This is a genomic window from Mesorhizobium sp. WSM1386, from assembly GCF_055901595.1.
Genome location: NZ_CM148373.1, coordinates 564,220 through 582,050, shown reverse-complemented (window position 1 = coordinate 582,050; position 17,831 = coordinate 564,220). Strand labels below are relative to the sequence as shown.

General features: G+C 62.7%; 15 protein-coding genes. 7 read left to right on the top strand and 8 right to left on the bottom strand.

Going from position 1 to position 17,831, the window contains the following annotated elements:
- Nucleotides 1-198 precede the first annotated feature (198 nt).
- The gene (pncA, locus tag AC0NIH_RS02745) at nt 199-813 is read left to right on the top strand and encodes a bifunctional nicotinamidase/pyrazinamidase (protein WP_473467148.1); all 615 of its coding nucleotides are present in this window, start codon (nt 199-201) and stop codon (nt 811-813) included.
- 44 nt (nt 814-857) lie between these two features.
- Entirely contained in the window at nt 858-2,267 is a 1,410-nt protein-coding gene (locus tag AC0NIH_RS02740) for a sodium:proton antiporter (RefSeq protein WP_473467215.1), read from the top strand.
- Here the strand turns inward: AC0NIH_RS02740 and AC0NIH_RS02735 are convergent, their stop codons facing one another.
- The 8 genes from AC0NIH_RS02735 to gcvA all read right to left on the bottom strand — a co-directional run bounded on the left by AC0NIH_RS02735 (nt 2,268) and on the right by gcvA (nt 11,278).
- On the bottom strand, nt 2,268-2,990 hold the full coding sequence (locus AC0NIH_RS02735) for an ABC transporter ATP-binding protein (protein WP_352709536.1): 723 nt from the start codon (nt 2,988-2,990) through the stop codon (nt 2,268-2,270).
- 11 nt (nt 2,991-3,001) lie between these two features.
- Entirely contained in the window at nt 3,002-3,727 is a 726-nt protein-coding gene (locus AC0NIH_RS02730) for an ABC transporter ATP-binding protein (protein WP_224686487.1), read from the bottom strand.
- Nucleotides 3,724-4,686 (bottom strand): branched-chain amino acid ABC transporter permease, encoded by a 963-nt coding sequence (locus tag AC0NIH_RS02725; RefSeq protein ID WP_287276832.1) that lies wholly within the window; start codon nt 4,684-4,686, stop codon nt 3,724-3,726. The genes AC0NIH_RS02730 and AC0NIH_RS02725 overlap by 4 nt, the downstream gene beginning before the upstream one ends.
- A complete protein-coding gene (locus AC0NIH_RS02720; RefSeq protein ID WP_287276833.1) occupies nt 4,683-5,564 on the bottom strand; it encodes a branched-chain amino acid ABC transporter permease in 882 nt (293 codons plus the stop codon). The genes AC0NIH_RS02725 and AC0NIH_RS02720 overlap by 4 nt, the downstream gene beginning before the upstream one ends.
- 218 nt (nt 5,565-5,782) lie before the next feature.
- A complete protein-coding gene (locus AC0NIH_RS02715; protein ID WP_023765496.1) occupies nt 5,783-7,087 on the bottom strand; it encodes an ABC transporter substrate-binding protein in 1,305 nt (434 codons plus the stop codon).
- A 152-nt stretch (nt 7,088-7,239) separates the two neighbouring features.
- On the bottom strand, nt 7,240-8,679 hold the full coding sequence (locus tag AC0NIH_RS02710; protein ID WP_352570884.1) for a hypothetical protein: 1,440 nt from the start codon (nt 8,677-8,679) through the stop codon (nt 7,240-7,242).
- A 186-nt stretch (nt 8,680-8,865) separates the two neighbouring features.
- Nucleotides 8,866-10,170, bottom strand: coding sequence for a nicotinate phosphoribosyltransferase (gene pncB / locus AC0NIH_RS02705; RefSeq protein ID WP_287277426.1), 1,305 nt, complete (start codon nt 10,168-10,170; stop codon nt 8,866-8,868).
- Between the two features lie 133 nt (nt 10,171-10,303).
- A complete protein-coding gene (gene gcvA, locus AC0NIH_RS02700; protein ID WP_287277429.1) occupies nt 10,304-11,278 on the bottom strand; it encodes a transcriptional regulator GcvA in 975 nt (324 codons plus the stop codon).
- Nucleotides 11,279-11,489: 211 nt separating this feature from the next.
- On the opposite strand from gcvA, the gene speB reads away from it, so the two are divergent.
- The 5 genes from speB to AC0NIH_RS02675 all read left to right on the top strand — a co-directional run bounded on the left by speB (nt 11,490) and on the right by AC0NIH_RS02675 (nt 17,735).
- Nucleotides 11,490-12,551 carry an agmatinase gene (gene speB, locus AC0NIH_RS02695; RefSeq protein ID WP_287277431.1) on the top strand — a complete coding sequence of 354 codons (1,062 nt, stop codon included), beginning with the start codon at nt 11,490-11,492 and terminating at the stop codon, nt 12,549-12,551.
- An 82-nt stretch (nt 12,552-12,633) separates the two neighbouring features.
- The gene (locus tag AC0NIH_RS02690) at nt 12,634-13,443 is read left to right on the top strand and encodes a transporter substrate-binding domain-containing protein (protein WP_287277433.1); all 810 of its coding nucleotides are present in this window, start codon (nt 12,634-12,636) and stop codon (nt 13,441-13,443) included.
- A 6-nt stretch (nt 13,444-13,449) separates the two neighbouring features.
- A complete protein-coding gene (locus AC0NIH_RS02685) occupies nt 13,450-14,106 on the top strand; it encodes an amino acid ABC transporter permease (protein ID WP_287277435.1) in 657 nt (218 codons plus the stop codon).
- Nucleotides 14,103-14,750, top strand: a complete 648-nt coding sequence (locus AC0NIH_RS02680; RefSeq protein WP_224689668.1) for an amino acid ABC transporter permease — start codon at nt 14,103-14,105, stop codon at nt 14,748-14,750. Before AC0NIH_RS02685 ends, AC0NIH_RS02680 begins: the two co-directional genes overlap by 4 nt.
- A 300-nt stretch (nt 14,751-15,050) precedes the next feature.
- Nucleotides 15,051-17,735, top strand: a complete 2,685-nt coding sequence (locus AC0NIH_RS02675) for an EAL domain-containing protein (RefSeq protein ID WP_352570887.1) — start codon at nt 15,051-15,053, stop codon at nt 17,733-17,735.
- Nucleotides 17,736-17,831: the final 96 nt, after the last annotated feature.

Here is a 17,831-nt window from a genome sequence, read left to right as displayed (position 1 = left end):
AGGGCCGGGAAATTCATTCGTATGCAAATGATATCAAGCCGGCAGGAATTGTCAAAGCCGGAGTTTGCGGCGGCTCCGCCTCCACGCATTTGTTACGCTTCCAGAGGTTGACGCAGGCGGCCATCTGGTCAAGTTTCTGCCTCCGGTCGCGTCAGCGGCATTTTCCACTGGAGCCTGCATACGGAAGAGGAAAGCCCCATGGCCGACGAAGCGCTTGTTGTCATCGACCTGCAGAACGACTTTTGCCCCGGCGGCGCGCTGGCGGTTGCCGGCGGCGACGAGATCGTGCCGCTGGTCAACGATATGATACGCCATGCCGACCATGTCGTGCTGACGCAGGATTGGCATCCCGCCGGCCATTCGAGCTTTGCCTCCAGCCATCCGAGCGCGCAGCCTTTCACCATGATCGAGATGCCCTACGGCCAGCAGACCTTGTGGCCGGACCATTGCATCCAGGGCAGCCTCGGCTCGGACTTTCACTCCGGCCTCGCCTGGACCAAGGCCGAGCTCGTCATCCGCAAGGGGTTCCGCCCCGCCATCGACAGCTACTCGGCCTTCTTCGAGAACGATCAGGCGACGCCGACCGGCCTCGCCGGCTATCTCAGGGAACGCGGCATCGACACGCTGACCCTGGTCGGGCTGGCGACCGATTTCTGCGTCGGCTTTTCGGCGCTCGACGCCGTCAGCCATGGCTTCAAGACCACGGTCCGGCTCGACGCCTGCCGCGGCATCGATCTCAACGGTTCGCTTGATGCCATGCTGCAGCGTATGCGCGACGCCGGCGTGACGCTTGAAGACCAGTTGTCGGACTGAACGGTGGGGCAGCGGGGGGCTTTTTGCGGATCACCATAGGCAAGATGGCAGGTGCGGCGATCGCTGTCGCGCTCCTGTTTCCAGGCGTGGCTTTCGCGGCGGAAGAACACGGCCTGCCCGGCGCCGCGATGTCGCTGTGGTGGGCGCTGCCATTCGCCGGGCTGCTGCTGTCGATCGCCACCGGTCCGCTGCTGTTCCACCATGCATGGGAGCATCACTACGGCAAGATCACAGCCCTATGGGCGGCGCTGGTGATCGTGCCGTTGGCGCTGGCCTTCGGCGTCCCCTCGGCGACCGAGGCGGTGCTGCATGCGCTGCTCACCGAATACATGTCGTTCATCATCCTTCTGTTCGCGCTCTACACGATCTCGGGCGGCATCCTGCTTGCCGGCAACATCCATGGCACGCCGCTGGTCAATGCCGGGCTGCTGCTTGCCGGTGCGATCCTGGCCTCGGTGATCGGCACCACCGGCGCCTCGATGATCCTGATCCGGCCGATCCTGCGCGCCAACGACAACAGGCCGTTCAACGCCCATGTCGTCATCTTCTTCATTTTCCTGGTCTCCAACATCGGCGGCTCGCTGACGCCGCTCGGCGACCCGCCGCTGTTCGTCGGCTTCCTGCGCGGTGTCGATTTCTTCTGGACAACGACCAATCTCTACCGGGAGACGCTTTTGGTCGGCCTCGTCGTGCTGGCGATGTTCCTGGTCATCGACATCATCCTGCACCGGCGCGAGGCCGGCGCGCCAAAGATCAAGGATCCGACGCCGGATACGAAGGTGCGTCTGCGCGGCCTGGCCAACCTTCCGCTGCTGGCCGGCGTCATCGCTGCGATCCTTTTGTCGGCGGCCTGGAAGCCAGGCGTCAGCTTCTCCGTGTTCGGCGTCGGTCTCGAGCTGCAGAACCTGGTGCGCGACGCCATCATCCTTGCGCTGGCCCTGCTGTCGCTCCCCCTCTCCTACAAAAGCCACCGCGAAGCGAACGGCTTCAACTGGGGGCCGATCGCGGAGGTGGCGAAATTGTTTGCCGGCATCTTCATCTGCATCGTGCCGGTCATCGCCATCCTCAGGGCAAGCCATGAGGGGGCCTTGGCGCCGCTGGTGTCGCTGGTCAGTTCTCCTTCAGGCCAGCCCAACGACCTCGCCTATTTCTGGCTGACCGGAGCGCTGTCGTCCTTCCTCGACAATGCGCCGACCTATCTGGTGTTCTTCGAACTCGCCGGCGGCGACCCCCAGCATCTGATGACCGAGTTCGCCTCGACGCTTGCCGCGATCTCGGCGGGCGCCGTGTTCATGGGCGCCAACACCTATATCGGCAACGCGCCCAACTTCATGGTCTATGCCATCGCCAGGCATCGCGGCGTCAGGATGCCGGGCTTCTTCGGCTATATGCTGTGGTCCGGCCTGGTGCTGATCCCGACGTTTCTGGTTGCGGGCTTTCTGTTCTTCGGCTGATCAACCGACGCCCACGTAGCGCCTGACCGCCGATGGGTCGGCGCGCAGGTCCTCGACATCCACGGTTTCGCGGTTGCGCCCGTTCTCGATGAACGAGACTCGGTCGGCGACCGAGAGCACCGCGTCGACCCGTTGTTCGACCAGTATGGTCGAGACGCCCATGTCGCGCAGCTTGGCCACCGTCTCGCGGATTTTGGCGATCATCGACGGCATCAGCCCTTCGGTCGGCTCGTCGAGCAGCAGCACCTGCGGTTCGAGGCAAAGCGCGCGCGCCATGGCCAGCATCTGCTGTTCGCCGCCCGACAGAGTGCCGGAACGCTGCCGCAGCCGCTGGCGAAGCAGCGGAAAAAGGTCGAGGACATTTTCCCGCACGTCCTTGCCCTTGCCGCGCGCCATCAGCCCGATCTCGATGTTTTCGGCCACCGTCATCTCGGCGAACAGCCGCCGTCCCTGCGGCACATAGGCGACGCCGGCCTTCGGCACCTCATGCGCCGGGAGGCCGGTCAGTTCCTGTCCGCCGAGCTTGATCGAGCCGGCGCCGGCTGGCACAAGGCCCATGATCGCCTTCAGCGTCGTCGTCTTGCCGGCGCCGTTGCGGCCGAACAGGCACAACACCTCGCCCTTGTTTAGCACGAGGTCGAGACCATAGAGCACCTGGACCTCGCCGTAGAAACAGTCCAGTCCCGAAATTGCCAAGGCTTCCGTCTTGCCCGTCTGCGTCATCTTCGCTTCAATCATGGGGCCGTCCCCAGATAGGCGTCCTGCACCGCGGCGTTTTCGCGGATCGCCTCGGGCGTGCCCTCGGCCAGGATCTTGCCGGCATTGAAGACGGTTATGCGGTCCGCCAACTGCATGACGACCGGCATGTTGTGCTCGATCAGGAGCACCGTGGCGCCGTTGGCTATGTCGCGCACAAGCGCGATAAAATTGTCGATCTCGCTGTCGGCCAGCCCCTGCGTCGGCTCGTCGAGGATCAGCAGGCGTGGTTTCAGCGCCAGGCCCATCGCCACTTCCAGCAGGCGCTGGTGGCCATAGGACAATTGCCCGGCCGGCATATGGGCGCGGTCGGCCAGTCCCGTGCGTTCGAGCGCCGACATCACCCCGGCACGCACGGCGCCCTTCGAGCGGCCGTCGCTCAGCGTGCGCTGCACCGGCAGCGCGACATTGTCGTAGGCGCTGAGATTGGCGAAGACGCTGGTGATCTGGAACGTGTAGGCGATGCCCTGGCGGACCCGGACATAGGCCGGCAGACCGGTGATGTCGGTGCCATCGAAGACGATCGCTCCGGAAGTCGGTTGGATGCGGCCGCTGACCAGGCTGACGAAGGTGGTTTTCCCCGCTCCGTTGGGGCCGATCACGGCGCGGATTTCGCCCGGCATCAGGGTGAAATCGACACCGTCGACCGCACGCAGACCGCCAAAACTGCGCGACAGGCCTTTCGTCGTCAGAAGCGGCGTCATGGCAGCCATCCGAGCCAGCGCTGGCGGATGCTGCCTAGAATGCCCTTCGGGAAGAACAGCACCAGCAGGATCAACGCGATGCCGACGATCAGCAGGTAGGCCGAGGTGTAGCCGCTGGTGATGTCGATGACATAGTACATGAACAGCGTGCCGATCAGCGGTCCAAGCATCGTGGCGGCGCCGCCGAGCAGCACCCACAGCAGCGGCAGGATCGAATACTGCACCGAGGCGAAGCTCGAGCCGATATAGCCGAACAGCAGAGCGTAGGCGGCGCCCGACGCCGCACAGATCGCGCCGGAGACGACGACGGCGGCGAGCTTGTTGGAAAAGGTGTCGTAGCCCAGCATCTTCGTCCGCTCCTCGTTCTCGCGGATGGCGATGAGCACGCGGCCATGGCGGGATCGGACGATGGCCAGCGTGATCATGAGCACGAGCGAGAACAGCGTCAGCGCACTCATGTAGCGCACCGTCGGATTGGTGAGGTCGAGCGAGGTCGCACCGAGATCGAGCACGCGTGCCGGCTGCGGCACGACCTGGCCCTGGTCGCCCCCGGTCCACACGGCGAAGTAGAGGATGAGCAGATAAAACACCTGCGCGAACATCATGGTGACGATCATGAAGGCGACGCCGGTGGTGCGCAGCGCCAAGAGGCCGATCGCCAGCGCCAGCACGGCGCCGCAGGCAATTCCGGCGGCGAAGGCCAGCGGCACGTTCCAGCCGAGCTGGATGACGGCCAAGCCGGCTCCATAGAGACCGGCAGCGAAGAACATCGCATGGCCGAGGCTGAGCAGGCCGACATAGCCGAACAGCAAATTGTAGCCCATGGCGAACACCGCCAGCACCAGGATGCGGGCGAGCAGGCCGTGATAGTAGTCGGGCAGCACGAAGCTAAGCACGAACAGCAGCGCGATCACGCCGAGGTGGATCGCGTAGGCCTTAGCCGGCGAAGCTTCGCTCATCGCGAGGCCGTCCCGAACAGGCCTTGCGGCCGGAATACCAGCACCATGGCGACCAGCAGCGTGGCGATGATCTTGGCCAGCGTCGGCGAGAAGAACATCGAGATGATGCCGTCCGACATGCCGATCAGCACGGCTGCGACGACGGTGCCGCGCAACGAGCCGAGGCCGCCGATGATGACGACGATGAAGGACAGCAGCAGCGGATCCTGTCCCATCAGGTAATGCGCCTGGCTGATCGGCACGATCAGCACCGCGGCGATGGCCGCCAGCATGGCGCCGAGAGCGAAGACGCCGCCATAGACGCGGCCGACAGGAATGCCGAAGGCCTGCGCCGTCTCGCTGTCATACTGCGTGGCGCGCATGACGAGGCCGGCCTTGGTGCGCGTCAGCACCAGCCAGGTCGCGATCAGCAAGAGCGCGGAAGCGGCGACGACAGACAGCTTGTAGCCAGAATAGCCGAACCACGGCAAAAGGATGCGGTAATTGAAGGGCGGCTCCACCGGCCGCGCCTCCGGACCGTAGAAGGTCAGTGCCAGCTGCTGGATGATGTAGAGCATACCGATGGTGGCAACGATCGTGGCTTCCGGATTGTAGTTCAGCCGGCGCAGCACCAGCCGCTCGGCGATGAGCGCAATGGCGCCGACGATCAGCGGCGCGATCACCAGTGCCGCCAGGAAACCGAGCGCCGGATGTCCGCCGATCGCGGTCGAGATCGCCCAGGCGAGAACCGCGCCCAGCATGAAGAACTCGCCATGCGCGACATTGACGACACGCATGACTCCGAACACCAGCGACAGCCCAAGCGCGGTCAGCGCCAGCACGGCGGAGGTGACGAGGCCTTCGAGGGCGGCGAGGAGGAGGTGGGGTCCGAAGTGCATCGGCTAGACACCAGCGGATGCGCGAGGCACCCCCCTCTGCCCTGCCGGGCATCTCCCCCGCAAGGGGGGAGATTGGCAGTTTCCGCGAAGGCGGCCACCTACTGACCTTGGCGATTGGCGAATCCGGTGGACACAGCCAATCTCCCTCCTTGCGGGGGAGATGGCCGGCAGGCCAGAGGGGGGTGCCTTGGCGCTCACGCTTACAGGCAAAGCTGGGTCTACAGCGCCTGCGTCGTATAATCCCCCTCGGCCTCGTAAAGCCCGTCCTCGATCTTGGTCTTGTGGACCACCTTGAGCTTGCCGCCTTCGACCTTGGAGATGTTCTGGATGCCGAAACACTGATGGATCTTGCCGTTGAAGGTTTTCGGCCCTTGCGGGTGCTCCGGGCCTTCGGCGAAGGCGGTCAGCGCCTCGGTTGCCTCGACCAGCTTGGCGCGGTCCTCCGGTCCCTTGTAGCCGGCGTCTTCCATTGCCTTCTTGACGACATAGAGCGTCTCCCAGCAGCCGAACATGTGCGCGGCGGTGGAGACGTCCTTGGGGTCGCCGACGGCCGCCCCATTGTCGTCGATGCCGACAGCGGCGCGATAGGCCTTCTGCGCTTCGCTGTCATCGGGCTGCGCATAGCGCGGCGAGCCTTCCCAGAAATGGCTGCCGTCGAGGAATTCCAGGCCGGGGCTGTTGATGTCGGTGGCCTCGAGCGAATCGATGAAGCCGAACAGCTGCGGCCGGTTGGAGCCGTAGAATTCGCCGAGTTCCTTGACGAAGGTGAGCACTGCCGGGCCGACCATGACGTGGTAGATCACTTCGGTCTCGGCCGGGATCTGCGGGAAATATTTGGTGAAGGACGATTCCGTCGGCGGGATGGCGATCTGTGCGATGACCTCTGCGCCTTGCGCCTTCAGCGCCGGCGGCAGGTAGTCGCGGTGGTCGTAGCCGAACGCGAAATCGGGGAATATCTGGGTCACCTTCTTGCCGGCATTGGCCGCGATCCACGGCGCCATCGACTGGATCTGGCTCTTCACATCGGTGATGCCGGGCTGGAAGACATAGCGGTTGAGCTTCGTCGATGCGACGTGGTGGCCTTCGCTGACGACGAAATAGGGCATCTTGTTTTCGCCGGCGGCGGGCGCCGAGCCGATGACGACGTGCGAGAACAGCGTGCCGAAGACGATGTCGGTCTTGTGCTGGGTGGCGAACTTGCCGACCACCTCGGCGCCACGGCCGGGGTCGGTGCCGTCATCCTCGATGATGACCTCGACCTGGCGGCCGTTGATGCCGCCGGCGGCGTTGATCGCCTTGACCGCGGCGGCGGTGGTCTTCTCGTACCAGCGGCCATAGGCGGCACCGATGCCGGTGCGGTGCGATTGGAAGCCGATCTTGATCGGTGCCGAACTCTGCGCCTGGCTGTAGCGCACGAAGCCGGGAGCGAGCGTCAAGCCGGCGCCGGCGGCGAGACCCTTCAGCGCCGTGCGGCGAGAGAGCGTGGTTTTGGAGAGATCGAAAAACCCATTCTTGTCAGTCACGGCAGTTCCCCTGTTTTTTGAGTTTTGACCAATGGCTGTAGCGCGGCGGGCCGCCCTATCGGAGGGCCGAAATTGCATGTGTACAAACTAAATCACCAAAGCCCTGATGTAGCAAGCGAGCTTTCCCCGACGACATCGGGGCCGCTCTTTTCTCATCCAACTGTCGGCGTGGCAAGCAGCCAGAGGCCGAAGACGGTGTAGGCGATCATCAGCAGCGTGAGCGGAAACTGGCTGAGCGCGGCGCGGGCAGGCTGCGGATGCAGACGCCAGGCAAGCCCGTGGGCGACGAGGACGGCGAGCACATGGCCAAGGATGATGGCGCCGGCCTGAGTGTTCCACAGCCACCAGGCCGAGCCGGCTCCGGCGACGATGCCGGCCTCGACCTGCATGTCGGCGGTGCCGAACAGGTTCCAGCCCAGCCCGAACGGATCGGACAGGGAGGTCAACGCATACTGGCCGTCGACCAGCAGTGCCGTCAGGTAGTGCGCGACATGATAGGCGAGCGCGATCGGCACGATCGACCAGACCAACAGGCCCGCCGCCTGGCCAAATGGCCGATCGCGACCGGCAAGTCGCTGGCCGAGCCAGGCGGCAAGAAGAAAAACCGCCGCCAGCAGCAGGAACGTCAGGACGAGCCCTAAAGTGCCGCTGCCGATCACGGCGGTGCGGCCGGGGAATTCGAGCGGGTTGACGCCGAACAGGCTAAGCCAGAAGAAGGTTTTGGACAGGCCGTCGAAGGACACCGACGACAGCGCAAGCAGCAGGAAGGCGATGCCGCTAGGCGGCAACGGCTCGGCGGCGAGCAGCTTTGCGCCGGGCCAGCAGAGCGCGAGCCGGCCGGCGTCGTTGCGCTCGACGGGCGCGAAGCGCGCCACCATCGAAAAGAAGACCGTCAGGAATTCGCCGCCGCGGCTCCAGCCGCGATAGCCGAATGCCAGCATGGCCAGGAAGGTGAGCAGCCAATAGACACCGGCGGCAACGGCAAGCCGCGCGGGATCGTCGGGTGCAGGATCGATGAGTTCGAACCAAGCAAAAGCGAAAAACAGGATGAACGCTGGCCAACAGCCGAGCCATCGGGGAAGCCGCAGTATCCCTTCATCGCCCGCGCGCAAGAGACCTGAGATCAGACGCCAAGGCCCGTACCAGGGATTGAGCCATGACCAGAGGTCGCCGAACACGCCCTGCAGCAGGGTGAGGCCGGCCCACATCAGCGTCCAGACCAGCAGCGGCAGCGGATTGGAGAGCGGGTCGCGGCTGCCGAACAGGCCGGCGGCGATGAGAATTGCAAAGCCGGCAAAGGACATCAGGCCGACGGCGGTGCGCGCGCCGTCGCTGACGGTGAAGAGTTGCAAGCGCCGACGCCAGAATTTGTCGAGAGCCACGGGCGGCAGCAGGGCCAGCACGAGGAAGCTCACGGCCACGGCGAAAGCGCCGCCGGCCAGATAGTAGCCGGTCGGCAAGAGCAGAACGTGGCCGCGGTCGGAGGCGTGGGCGGAGGCGGGGGTGGGGAGGAGGGCCAACAGCGCCGCAGATAATAACGCCAACAGCAGATGGTAGCGCTCTACGGCGCCCCCCTCTGTCCTGCCGGACATCCCCCCCACAGGTGGGCAGATTGGCAGATCGCCCGATCGGCGCTCTTCTTGCGACGTTGAAAATTGGCGAAAGCGGAGATGAGATCCGATCTCCCCCCTCGTGGGGGAGATGCCCGGCAGGACAGAGGGGGGCGCGAAGGAACCCGGCATATCCAAGATTGCGATCTTGGCTGGCCCCGCCACCCCTCACACCTTGACCAGCTGCTCCACGCGATCCTTCTCGCCAAAAATCCTGAGATACCGCTCGATCTCCCTAGGGTTCCCGGTCGCCTTGGCCGGGTTGTCGGAAAGCTTCACCGCAGGCCTGTCATTGGCCTCGGTGACCTTGCAGACCAGCGATATGGCGTCCAGCCTGTTGGTTTCGATCGGTGCGCAGTCCTCGAAATCATTGGTCAGATTGGTGCCCCAGCCGAAGGACATGCGCACCTTGCCCTTGAAGTGGCGGTAGGTCTCCTCGATGGTCTCGACCTCGAGCCCGTCGGAGAAGATCAAAAGCTTCTGCTTGGGATCCTTGCCCTTCTCGCGCCACCAGGACAGGATCTTCTCGCCGCCTTCGATCGGCGGCGCGCTGTCGGGGCGGAAGCCGGTCCAGTCGGCGACCCAGTCCGGCGCGTCGCGCAGGAACGAGGCGGTGCCGAAGGCATCGGGCAGCACGATCAGCAAATTGCCGCCATAGTAGCGCTGCCAGTCCTGCAGCACCTTGTAGGGCGACTGCTTCAGCTCCTTCTCCGATTTGGCCAGCGCCGCGAACACCATCGGCAGCTCATGCGCGTTGGTGCCGAGCGCCTCGAGGTCGTTGTCCATGGCGAGCAGCACGTTGGAGGTGCCGGTGAAGGCTTCGCCGATGCCTTCCTTCAACGCTTCGACGCACCAGCGCTGCCACAGGAAGGAATGCCGCCGGCGCGTGCCGAAGTCGGAAATGCGGATGCCGGGCAGCGCCTTCAGCCGCTCGGTCTTGGCCCACATCTTGGCCTTGGCGCGGGCATAGAGCACATCGAGCGCGAAGGGTCCGAAGGCCCGCATGGCGGCGCGAGACCGAAGCTCGTTGATGATGGCGAGCGCCGGGATCTCCCACAGCGTGGTGTACATCCATGGCCCGCTGAAGGTCAGCTCATACTGGCCATCACGCTTCGACAGCTCGTAGTCGGGCAGCCGGAAGCCTTCCAGCCAGGCAAGGAACTCCGGCTCGAAGATCTGCTTGCGGCCGTAGAAAGTGTTGCCGCCGAGCCAGATCATCTCCTTCTTGGAGAAGCGCAAGGTACGGGCATGGTCGAGCTGTTCGCGCAGCTCGTCTTCGTCGATCTCGTCGGCAAGCTTTACCGAGGTTGTGCGGTTGATCAACGAGAAGGTAGTGTCGACCTTGGGATACATGCCCCAGATCATCTGCAGCATCAAAAGCTTGTAGAAATCCGTGTCGAGCAGGCTGCGCACGATCGGATCGAGCTTCCAGGTGTGGTTGTAGACGCGCCGCGCTATATCGGTTTTTGCCATGCTCGCTGCCGCCTTCGCTGCCTGCCATCCACAATCGCGACAGGCCTCATAGCATCGAATTGGCCAAAACGCTGCCCGCTTTCAGGCTGGCCCGACAAAAAGAACGGCCTGCGTATGGCCATCCGCTGCCGGCTCAACCCGCGGTCTTCGCGCCGATGACCTTGAGCGCCGGACGCTTGCGGCGGCTGATGATACGGCCGGCGACCGGAGCGCCGGCGCGGCCGTCATCCCCGGCCTTCTCGGCAAACAGCCAGTCGATGAACACCTGCACGATCGGCGTCGCCCGCATTTCATTGCGGCAGACGACATAGAAATCATCGACCGCCGGTACCGACTGGCTGAACGGCGCGACCAGCATGCCCCTGGCCAACAGCGCGCTTGCCGTGACGGAGTCGCCCAGCGCCACGCCATGGCCGTGCACCGCGGCCTCGGTCGCCATGCGGGCATCGCCGAGATGATGGCGGCGGCCACGTTCGAGGTCCAATGCGTCGGCGGCGGCCAGCCAGGTGTGCCACTCGCGGCCGTCGTCGCCATGCAGGAAGACATGGTCGGCAAGGTCCCTGACGCTGCGGATCGGACGGTTGTTGATCAAGGTCGGGCTGACCACCGGGAACAGTTCGAGGCCCGACCATTTGCGCATCCAGCAATCGGTCCAGGTTCCGTTGCCATAGTGCACGCAGACATCGATATGCGGCGCACGGATATCCCTGGCATCGTTGGAGGGGATGAGCGTCAGCTGGATGTCAGGATATTGCGCGGTGAAGCTGCCCAGCCTCGGCGTCATCCACAAAAGCAGCAGCGCCGGCACGCAGGACACCGACAGCGCGCCGCTGCTTGCCGGCCGCGTCAGCCGCTGCGTGGCGGCGGCGATGCCGTCGAAGGCGGTCGATACCGCCGGCAGGAGTTCGGCGCCATGCGGTGTCAGCTTGACGCGCTGGCCGACCCGCTCGAACAACTTGACGCCGAGCGACTGCTCCAGCGCCTTGATCTGGTGGCTGACGGCGCCATGCGTGACGTTGAGCTCACTCGCCGCCTTGGTCAGCGAGCCATGGCGCGCCGTTGCCTCGAAGGCGCGCAGCGGGTTCAGGGGCGGCAGGCGCTTGGCCATCATGGAACTCGTTGTTTGTGAGTTTTTCTCACAGGAAAGACCCTAACAATATCAATTGCTTTTTCAAGGCGGCTGCCGGACACTTTGGCACGGAATAGCACCAAGACATCAAATCTGCAGGCAGCCAGCGGGACAGCGACCCGGCCGGATGACGGTCAGTTCGCATCGGATCGTCGACGGGCCGCACTGCATCAGCCCAGGAGGAGCGGATATGGGTTACGATCGCGGCAAGCTCGACGCGCTGCGTCGCAAATATGGCGAGAGCCATGGCGGCGAGATGTTCGACCCGAAATTCCGCAAGGTCGCCGACAAGATCTTTTCCAAGAGCGGCACGCGGCTTGCGCCCTATGCCGGCATCCCGACCTTCCTCGCCGCGCCCTACCGCGAGATAGCGGCGGAGAATCCGGATTTCGGCGATTTGCAGGTGGCGATGATCGGCGTGCCGATGGACCTCGGCGTCACCAACCGGCCGGGCTCGCGCTTCGGGCCGAGGGCGCTGCGCGCCATCGAACGCATCGGCCCCTACAATCACGTGCTGGAATGCGCGCCGACCCATGAACTCAGGGTCGCCGACATCGGCGATACGCCCTTCCGCAGCCGCTATCGGCTCGAGACCAGCCATGAGGACATCGAACGCCGTACCAACCAGATCGTCGATGCCGGCGTCATTCCGCTGTCGGTCGGCGGCGACCATTCGATCAGCCATCCGATCCTGAAGGCCGTCGGCAAGAAAGCGCCGGTCGGCCTGATCCACATCGATGCCCATTGCGACACCAGCGGCCTGTTCGACATGACCAAGTTCCACCACGGCGGGCCGTTCCGCAACGCGGTGCTCGACGGCGTGCTCGACCCGACCCGCACCATCCAGATCGGCATCCGCGGCTCGGCCGAGTATCTGTGGGAGTTCACCTACGAGTCCGGCATGACGGTCGTTCATGCCGAGGAGGTGACCGGGCTCGGCATCCCGGCTATCATCGAGAAAGCGCGCAAGATCGTCGGCGACGGTCCGACCTATGTGTCCTTTGACATCGACAGCGTCGATCCGGCCTTCGCGCCGGGCACCGGCACGCCGGAAGTCGGCGGCCTGACCACGCGCGAAGTGCTGGAACTGCTGCGCGGCCTCAAAGGCCTCAAGATTGTCGGCGGCGACGTCGTCGAGGTGGCGCCGCAATATGACGCCACCACCAACACCGCCCATGCCGCCGCCCAGGTGCTGTTCGAGATATTGAGCCTGATGGTTTTCAGCCCCGCAATTACTGGCAAGGGCGCCTGACGTTCGAAAACGCAAAGGCGGCCGCCGCGCTGGAGCCGGCGGCCGACCCAACAATCAAAAGCTTCCAGACAGGGGAATGACAATGACAATCCGCACGACACTCAGATCATCCATCGCCGCCGTCCTGGTGCTCGGCGCCGCCGGTATGGGCTTCGCCACGCAGGCCGCCAACGCCGACGCGCTGGCCGATATCACCAAGGCCGGCAGCATCAATGTCGGCGTCTTCGCCGACTTCCCGCCCTTCTCCTCGGCCAGTGCCGACATGAGCCTCAAGGGCTACGACATGGACGTCGCGCAATACATCGCAGATACGCTCAAGGTGAAGCTCAATCCGGTCGCCGTCACCGGCCAGAACCGCATTCCCTATCTGAACGACCATCGCGTCGACATCCTGATGAGCGTCGGCTATTCGAAGGAGCGCGAGCAGGTCATCGACTTCGCCGCCGCCTACGCCCCCTATTACATCGCGGTGATCGGGCCGGCCGCGATGGCGGTCAAAGGCAAGGAAGATCTTGCCGACAAGTCGATCGCCGTCAATCGCGGCACGCTCGAAGACACCTCGCTGACCGAGGCCGCGCCCGCCTCGGCCGACATCAAGCGTTTCGACAATTACAATTCGGTGATCCAGGCCTTCATCTCCGGCCAGACCCAGCTGATGGTCGTCGGCAACGATGTCGGCGCGCAGGTGCTGGCCAAGCAGGACGCGCTGAAACCGGAGCAGAAATTCCAGCTTCTCACCTCGCCCTCGCATATCGGCCTCAACAAGAATGAGGACGGACTGAAAAAGGCGGTCAACGATGCCATCGCCAAGATGCTGGCCGACGGCAAGCTGGACGAAAGCTCAAAAGCCTGGCTGAAGACGCCGCTCAATCCCGACAACCTCAAGGATTGAGTTTCCGTGGCCTTCGGCTGGCTCCCAGGTGCTGTGGGCGACATTGCCCACGGCGCCGCCACGACGATCCTTTTGATCACCGTCACAACGCTGGCCGGAACGCTGCTCAGCATCCTTGGCGCCGCGGGACGGCGGAACGGTCCCGTGCCGCTCAAACGGGCGATCGCCTGCTATGTCGAGGTGATGCGCAACACGCCGTTCCTGGTGCAGCTGTTCTTCATCTTCTTCGGCCTGCCGAGCCTCGGCATCAGGCTCGATCCGATCCTGGCCGCCATGCTGGCGATGACGCTCAATATGGCGGCTTACACCATCGAGATCGTTGGCGCCGGGCTCGACGCGGTGCCGGGCGGGCAGACGGAAGCAGCCCTTGCGCTCGGGCTGCGGCCCCGCCAGGTGTTCATCAAGATTGTGCTGCCGCAGGCGCTCAAGATCATCTATCCGGCACTGACCAGCCAGATCGTCATCATGATGCTGGAGTCGGCCGTGGTGTCGCAGATCGCGGTGCGTGAGCTGACCTACGAAGCCGACATGCTGCAGGCGCGCACCTTCCGCTCGTTCGAGACCTATTTCGTCGTGACGCTGGTCTATCTTCTGCTGTCGATGGCCTTGCGGCGGCTCCTGGTCACATGCGGGCGCCAGGTTCTGGGGGCTGGCGTGTCATGATCGAGTTCACGCTTTGGGACATCATTCGCAACCTTCTCCTGGCCGCCCGCTGGACGGTGTTGTTGTCGCTGGCCGCCTTCATCTGCGGCGCGATTGTCGGCATGATTGTGCTGTTCTTCAGAATATCCAAGAACACATGGAGCCGGCGCATCGCCTCGGGCTACATCGCGCTCTTCCAGGGAACGCCGCTGCTGATGCAGCTCTTCCTGATGTTCTTCGGCCTGCCGATGCTCGGCCTGCGCATCGAGCCATGGACGGCGGCCGTGCTCGGCCTGACCTTCTTCGCCAGCGCCTATCTCGCCGAGATATGGCGCTCCGGTGTCGACGCGCTGCCATTGGGTCAGTGGGACGCCGGCGCCAGCCTCGGCCTGCACTATCTGCAGGAGCTCAGGCTGATCATCCTGCCGCAGGCGTTCTCGATCACCCGCGCGCCGACGGTCGGCTTCCTGGTGCAGCTGATCAAATCGACGGCGCTGACCTCGATCATCGGCTTCGAGGAGCTGGTCAGGACATCCAACGCCATCAACAATGCGACCTTCGAACCGTTCAAGGTCTACGGCCTGGTGGCGCTGATCTTCTTCGTCATGTGCTTTCCACTGACGCAGTACGCCCGCCGTCTGGAGAAGCGGGTGCAAGCTCGCTGAGCTGAGAGCATGAGGGCGCAGATGACTGTTGCGCTTCATGTCGGCCGTATAGATCAGCTTCACCATTCCCGAAAGCTGACGTCGCAGGCGGCCGCCTTGGGATCGTGGTGTCGCCACAAGCCGATTCGAATCTCCGGCGGCAGAAGGCAATCACGGTTTCTCACCATGAGACCGATCGCAACGCGTTGGCAAAATCCTGTCCAATTCACCTGCGGTCAGTCAGTTTTCAATAACGTTTACGGGCTAGGCTCAATCTGGGTTTGTTGCTTTCGGAGGAGTAGCTAACCGGAGGAGCCCAGCTTGGCATCAAAATCAGCGAAGAAGGCGGTGGAAGATTCGGAGTCGGTAGGGCTTGCCGCATTGGCCAAACTGGTCAGGAGTTCCTACGGAGGCCGCCAGTCCGATTTGGAAGCTAAACTTCAAAATCTCGAAGCTCAGGCCCTTCGGCTAGCGACTGTCATTGATAACATCTCCCAAGGTATCTGTTTATTCGATCCCGAGGAGCGGTTGATATTATCGAACCCTCGATACTCTGAAATTTACCGGGTGCCGCCCGAGCGTCTTGTCCCGGGCATTACACTGCGGGAGATCGTGGTGCACCGCGTCGCCGCAGGGACATCCGCAATGTCGGTCGACGAATATCTTGCTTTGGCCAGATCAGTTAATTCAGGTGCGATATCGCGAACGTGGGCTGCCGATCTTGCCGACGGACGAACGGTGCAAGTCTATCATCACCCTATGCCGGACGGAGGTTGGGTTTCGACCCACGAGGATGTCACCGAGCTAATCGCTACACGCCAGATAGTCGACGAGCGGATATCGCTGCAGACCTTGATCGACTGGGTACCCGATTATCTTTGGGTCAAAGATTCGGAAAGCCGCTTCATTGTGGCCAATAGGTCGCTCGCAGCTGACAGCGGACGCGAAACGACCCGCGACATGATTGGATTGACAGACTTCGATCTTCACGCCCCCGAACTTGCGAGCAAATTTCGAGCTGACGAATTGAGTGTTCTGCAGACAGGGCAGCCGATGATCGATGAGGAAGAATTCGTTGTCGATCGTTCAGGGGCGGGCAAATGGCTTTCCTCAACCAAGGTACCGTTGCGTAACGACCGAAATGACGTCTTTGGCTTGGTCGGCATTGCTCACGACATAACAGGCCGCAAGCGGGAAGACATGCTCCGCACCGGGCAGGCGCAAATCCTTGAGATGATTGCGACCGGCGCGCCGCTGGACGACGTGCTGGACCGCCTGATGCATCTCATGGAATCGCAACTCACGGGGATTCTGGGTTCGGTGCTGCTCCTCGACAAGGAGGGCAGGCATCTGCGGCACGGCGCGGCGCCGAGCTTGGCGGAAGGATACATAAATGCCATCGATGGAGTCGCCATCGGACCCAAGGTCGGATCTTGCGGGACCGCTGTGTTTCGACGCGAACCGGTTGTAGTTGCGGACATCATGCGAGATCCTCTCTGGGAGGATTATCGCGACCTGGCGGAGAGGTACGGTTACCGCTCTTGCTGGTCCACCCCGATAGTTTCCCACCAAGGCGCTGTTCTGGGTGTCTTTGCAATGTACTCTATGACGGTTCGTGAGCCCGCGGAGGCCGAGACCCGTCTGATCAACTTTACCACTCGCATCGCCGGCATCGCCATTGAGCGCAAGAAGGCGGAAGACCAGATCCACTTCATGGCTAACCATGATGTGCTTACCGGATTGCCCAATCGAGCCCTGCTTCAGGACCGACTTTCGCAAGCGATTTTACACGCCGAAAGATATGATCGCTGGGTTTCGGTCGTCTTCATCGATCTGGACAATTTTAAGCTCATCAATGACACACTCGGCCATAACGCAGGCGACAGGCTGCTCAAAACGGCCGCCGAACGGATGGTGGGGTGTATCAGTTCGACCGATACTATTGTTCGACTTGGCGGTGACGAGTTCGTCCTTGTGCTTTCGGATCAACCGAAGAACGTCGACCTCATCGCAGAAACGCTACAGAAACTCCGCACAGCAATAGCGGAGCCGCTTCAATTGGGCGACCATTGCGTAAGGGCGACAGCAAGCTTCGGTATCGCAAATTACCCAAAAGATGGAAAAGCCCCGGAAAGCCTCGTGGCCAATGCCGATGCTGCAATGTATCGGGCGAAAGAGGTCGGGCGCGACAACTTCCAGTTCTATGCTCCTGAGTTCAACACCAGGGCCCATGAACGCTTCTTATTGCAGGAAGAGCTTCGAAATGCGCTGGAACGATCAGAGTTCGAACTTTTGTATCAGCCGCAGATAGATCTCCGATCCGGGCAGATCATGGCCGTAGAAGCGCTGATACGCTGGACCCATCCAACACACGGGACGATGGCTCCAGTTGGCTTCATCCCCACGGCCGAGGAGACAGGCCTGATCGTGCCCATAGGCGATTGGGTCCTGCATGAGGCTTGTCGACAGAACAAGGCATGGCAAGATATCGGATTGGAGCCGATCACCGTTTCCGTGAATGTCTCGGCTCGCCAGTTCAGTGAAAAAAACCTGGTTGAACGTGTCGTTCACGCGCTCAGTGAGAGCGACCTGGAGGGCTGCTATCTCGAACTTGAGCTCACAGAGAGCCTGATCATGCAGGATGTCGGTCTGGCAGTCACAACGATGAACAAACTCCAAAGCTTAGGGGTTCAGATTTCGATCGACGATTTCGGCACAGGGTATTCAAGCTTGACTGCTCTCAAGACATTTCCAATCGCACGGCTAAAAATCGACAAGTCCTTCATCGACGACGTCGCTACGAACGAAGACGATCAGGCGGTTGCGAGTGCCGTCATATCGCTCGGTCAAAAACTGAATATGAGAGTCATTGCGGAAGGAGTCGAGACTGACGAGCAGGTGGCGTTTCTCCGCAAAAACAATTGCGATGAGATGCAGGGTTATCACTTCAGCAAACCGGTGTCCTCCCGACAGATCGAAAGGTTGCTGGAGAGCCGCAGCAGATAGCTCAGATTGCATTGATCACCGGCGCCGACCGAAAAGGCTTCAGCCCTCACGCGATGGCGATCCATACAAAGTGTGAATGAGTAGAGGCGGTCGCAG

Bases quoted from the DNA above. Each gene is read 5' to 3' on its own strand.
- pncB (WP_287277426.1), bottom strand. From the start codon at position 10,170: ATGGCAAAAACCGATATAGCGCGGCGCGTCTACAACCACACCTGGAAG.
- gcvA (WP_287277429.1), bottom strand. From the start codon at position 11,278: ATGGCCAAGCGCCTGCCGCCCCTGAACCCGCTGCGCGCCTTCGAGGCA.
- AC0NIH_RS02680 (WP_224689668.1), top strand. From the start codon at position 14,103: ATGATCGAGTTCACGCTTTGGGACATCATTCGCAACCTTCTCCTGGCC.
- pncA (WP_473467148.1), top strand. From the start codon at position 199: ATGGCCGACGAAGCGCTTGTTGTCATCGACCTGCAGAACGACTTTTGC.
- AC0NIH_RS02690 (WP_287277433.1), top strand. From the start codon at position 12,634: ATGACAATCCGCACGACACTCAGATCATCCATCGCCGCCGTCCTGGTG.
- speB (WP_287277431.1), top strand. From the start codon at position 11,490: ATGGGTTACGATCGCGGCAAGCTCGACGCGCTGCGTCGCAAATATGGC.
- AC0NIH_RS02720 (WP_287276833.1), bottom strand. From the start codon at position 5,564: ATGCACTTCGGACCCCACCTCCTCCTCGCCGCCCTCGAAGGCCTCGTC.
- AC0NIH_RS02730 (WP_224686487.1), bottom strand. From the start codon at position 3,727: ATGACGCCGCTTCTGACGACGAAAGGCCTGTCGCGCAGTTTTGGCGGT.
- AC0NIH_RS02725 (WP_287276832.1), bottom strand. From the start codon at position 4,686: ATGAGCGAAGCTTCGCCGGCTAAGGCCTACGCGATCCACCTCGGCGTG.
- AC0NIH_RS02710 (WP_352570884.1), bottom strand. From the start codon at position 8,679: ATGTCCGGCAGGACAGAGGGGGGCGCCGTAGAGCGCTACCATCTGCTG.
- AC0NIH_RS02740 (WP_473467215.1), top strand. From the start codon at position 858: ATGGCAGGTGCGGCGATCGCTGTCGCGCTCCTGTTTCCAGGCGTGGCT.
- AC0NIH_RS02735 (WP_352709536.1), bottom strand. From the start codon at position 2,990: ATGACGCAGACGGGCAAGACGGAAGCCTTGGCAATTTCGGGACTGGAC.